Source organism: Streptomyces sp. A012304, assembly GCF_026008495.1.
Taxonomy (GTDB): domain Bacteria; phylum Actinomycetota; class Actinomycetes; order Streptomycetales; family Streptomycetaceae; genus Streptomyces.
In genome coordinates, this window is sequence record NZ_BQUN01000206.1 from 1 (window position 1) to 3,858 (window position 3,858).

Below are 3,858 nucleotides of genomic sequence, written 5' to 3' on the forward strand. Positions count from 1 at the left end.
ACACCGGGAACACGGCACACAACTCACCCCCCATCCCCACCCGCTGACTCCCCTGACCACTGAACAGCAGTGCCAGCCGGGCGTCGGCGCGCACGCTGCCCAGCCGGACCTGCGGTCCGGGTGTGCCCTCGGCCAAGGAGGCGAGGCCCGCGACGAGTTCGGCCCGGTCGGTGCCGAGGACGGCCGCGCGGACGTCCAGCGCGGAGCGCGTCGCGGACAGCGAGTAGGCGAGGTCGAGCGGGGTGAGCTCCGGGTGGGCCTCGATGTGGTCGAGCAGTCGGCGGGCCTGGGCGCGCAGTCCCGGTTCGGAGCGGGCGGAGACGAACCAGGGCAGGGGGCCGTCGGGCGACCGGGCCTCGGCGGGGGCGGCGGTCGCGGTCGGCCCGGAGTCCGTGGACGGGGCGGGTGTGGCCTGTTCCAGGACGATGTGCGCGTTGGTGCCGCTGATGCCGAAGGAGGACACCGCCGCCCGTCGCGGGCGGCCGGTCTCCGGCCAGGGGCGGGCCTCGGTGAGCAGTTCGACCGCGCCGGCCGACCAGTCCACGTGCGGCGTCGGCGCGTCCACGTGCAGCGTCTTCGGCAGCACGCCCTCGCGCATCGCCATGACCGTCTTGATCACCCCGGCCACGCCCGAGGCTGCGGCCGAGTGGCCCAGGTTGGACTTGAGCGCTCCGAGCCACAGCGGCTGGTCCGGGGCGCGGTCACGGCCGTAGGTGGCCAGGAGCGCCTGGGCCTCGATGGGGTCGCCGAGCCGGGTTCCGGTGCCGTGCGCCTCGACGGCGTCCACCTGGTCCGGGGTGAGTCTGGCGTTGTCCAGTGCCTGGCGGATCACGCGCTGCTGCGACGGTCCGCTGGGCGCGGTGAGTCCGCTGCTGGTCCCGTCCTGGTTGACGGCGGAGCCGCGCAGGACGGCGAGCACCTGGTGGCCGTTGCGCCGGGCGTCCGCGAGCCGTTCGACCAGGAGGACGCCGACGCCCTCGGACCAGCCGGTGCCGTCCGCGGCGGCGGCGAACGCCTTGCAGCGGCCGTCGGGCGCGAGGCCGCGCTGGCGGCTGAACTCGACGAACAGCGCCGGATCGGACATCACCGTGACTCCGCCGACCAGTGCGAACGAGCACTCGTTCTGCCGGAGCGCCTGCGCGGCGAGGTGCAGGGCCACCAGCGAGGAGGAGCAGGCGGTGTCCACGGTCACCGCCGGGCCCTCGAAGCCGTAGGTGTAGGAGAGCCGGCCGGACAGGACGCTGGCGACGTTCCCGGTCATCGAGTAGCCCTCGACGGCCTGCGGTGTGTCGCGCGGGTTGTCGATGTATCGGGCGGCGCCGGCGCCGACGAAGACGCCGGTGGCGGAGCCGCGCAGGGTGGCCGGGTCGATGCCGGCCCGTTCGAACGCCTCCCAGGAGGTCTCCAGCAGCAGCCGTTGCTGCGGGTCCATGGCGAGGGCCTCGCGCGGGGAGATGCCGAAGAAGTCGGCGTCGAACTCGCCGGCGTCGTGGACGAAGCCGCCCTGGCGCACATAGCTCTTGCCGGGCGCGTCGGGGTCGGGGTCGTAGAGCTCCTCGATGTCCCATCCCCGGTCGGCCGGGAAGTCGGAGATGACGTCGGTCCCGGATGCCACGAGCCGCCACAGGTCCTCCGGCGAGCGGACTCCGCCGGGGAAGCGGCAGGACATGGCCACGATCGCGATCGGCGCCCGGCCGTGCGCCTCGACGGCGGCCAGGCGTCGCCTGGTCTGCTGGAGCTCCTCGGTCACGCGCTTGAGGTAGTCCCGCAGCTTCTGCTCAGTGCCGGTGTCGTTCATCGTCCACGCTTTCCAAGGGGGTGGCGGGGTGCGGGTCGGTCGGCGGCCGGGTCGTGGGGCGCCGGTGGGCGCGGCCGGCCGGGCGCGGGGTCAGTCGAGGCCCAGCTCCTTGTCGATCAGGGAGAACATCTCGTCGTCGGTCACGGCGTCGAAGCCGCCGGGCCGGTCCTCGTCGCCGTCGGCGGGTGCCGCCGCGTCCGGTGCGTCCTCGAACCGCCACAGCAGCGCCTGGAGCCGGCGCACCACGGCGGCCCGGTCGTCTCCCGTGCCCGGCAGGGTCCGGGTGAGGGTCGCCTCGAGCCGGTCGATCTCGCCCAGCAGGGGTGCCGTGGCGTCCGTCTCCCGCACCGGGCCCAGTTCCTGCCGCAGGTGCCGGGCGAGCGCCTGCGGTGTCGGGCAGTCGAAGGTCACCGTGGCGGGCAGCCGCAGTCCGGTGGCGGCGCCGAGCCGGTTGCGCAGTTCGACGGCGGTGAGCGAGTCGAATCCGGCCTCCAGGAAGCCGCGGTCGGAGGCGACGGCGTCCATCGAGGCGTGCCCGAGGACCGCCGCGCAGTGACTGCGGACGAGGTCGACGAGGATGCGCTCCTGCTCCGCCTCGGACCGCCCGGCGAGCTGCTGGGTGAGCGTGGTCGCGGCCTGTGCCGCGGAGACGGCGGCCGGGCGCCGTGGGACGCGCACCAGGCCGTGCAGCGGTACGGGGAGGTCTCCCGACTCGGCCGCCTTGCGCAGCGGGGCCAGGTCCAGCCGGACGGCGGCCGGGTTGGCGTCGGCGCGGTCCAGGGCCGTGTCGAGCAGGCCGAGGGCCTGTGCGGCCGTCATCGGGGCGACTCCGGATCGGCGCATCCGGGCGAGGTCGTGCCGGTCGAGCTGTCCGGTGATGCCGCTGGCGTCCGCCCACAGTCCCCAGGCCACGGAGGTGCCGGGGAGTCCGGCGGCCTGGCGGTGGGCGGCGAGCGCGTCGAGGAACGCGTTGGCCGCCGCGTAGTTGGCCTGTCCCGGGCCGCCCAGCATGCCGGCGACGGAGGAGAAGAGGACGAAGGCGGCGAGGTCGTGGCCGGCGGTCAGTTCGTGCAGGTTGACCGCGCCGTCGACCTTGGCGCGCAGCACCCGCCGCAACCGGTCGGTGTCCATGGTCTCGATGAGGCCGTCGTCGACGACGCCCGCGGCGTGGACGACGGCGGTGAGCGGGGCGGTGGCCGGTACGCGGTCGATGACGGCGGCCAGGGCGTGGCGGTCGGCCGTGTCGCAGGCCTCGACGGTGACGTCGGCCCCGAGTCCGGTCAGCTCCGCCACGAGGGCGTCCGTGCCCGGGGCGTCGGCGCCGCGTCGGCTGGTCAGGACCAGGCTGCGGATGCCGTGTTCGGTGACGAGGTGCCGGGCGACGAGCCCGCCCAGTGTGCCCGTACCGCCCGTGATCAGGACCGTGCCGTCCGCGTCCAGTCGCCTGGGCATCCGCAGGACCAGCTTGCCGACGTGCTTCGCCTGGGACATGAACCGGAACGCCTGCGGTGCCCGCCGCACGTCGAACGACCGCACCGGCACCGGCTTCAGCACACCCGAGGCGAACAACGGCATCAGGTCGTCGAAGAGCGCCTTCATGTGCGCGGGGGCGACCGTCATCAGGTCGTACGGGAGGTAGGTGGTTCCGGGGTGGGCGGTGTGGACCGCGTCCGGGTCGCGCAGGTCGGTCTTGCCCATTTCCAGCAGCCGGCCTCCGTCGGCCAGCAGCCGCAGCGACGCGTCCACGTACTCCCCGGCGAGGGAGTTCAGCACCACGTCCACGCCCCGGCCGCCGGTGGCGGTACGGATGCGTTCCTCGAAGTCCAGCGAGCGGGAGTTCGCGATGTGGTCGTCGTCCAGGCCGAGGGAGCGCAAGGTGTCCCACTTGCCCTCGCTGGCGGTGGCGAACACCTCCGCGCCGAGGTGACGGGCGATCTGCACCGCCGCCATGCCCACTCCACCGGCTCCGGCGTGGATCAGTACCGACTCGCCGGCGCGCAGGCCGCCCAGTTCCGCGAGCCCGTAGTACGCCGTCAGGAAGCCCACCGGCACCGACGCCG

The 3,858-nt window shown here is 74.2% G+C and carries 2 protein-coding genes; both read right to left on the bottom strand.

What is annotated here, in order from left to right; all coding sequences use genetic code 11:
- Nucleotides 1–1,798: type I polyketide synthase (locus ALMP_RS41840; protein WP_264937277.1), on the bottom strand; the 1,798-nt coding region annotated here is incomplete at its 3' end.
- 90 nt (nt 1,799–1,888) lie between these two features.
- Nucleotides 1,889–3,858: type I polyketide synthase (locus ALMP_RS41845; RefSeq protein ID WP_264937278.1), on the bottom strand; the 1,970-nt coding region annotated here is incomplete at its 5' end.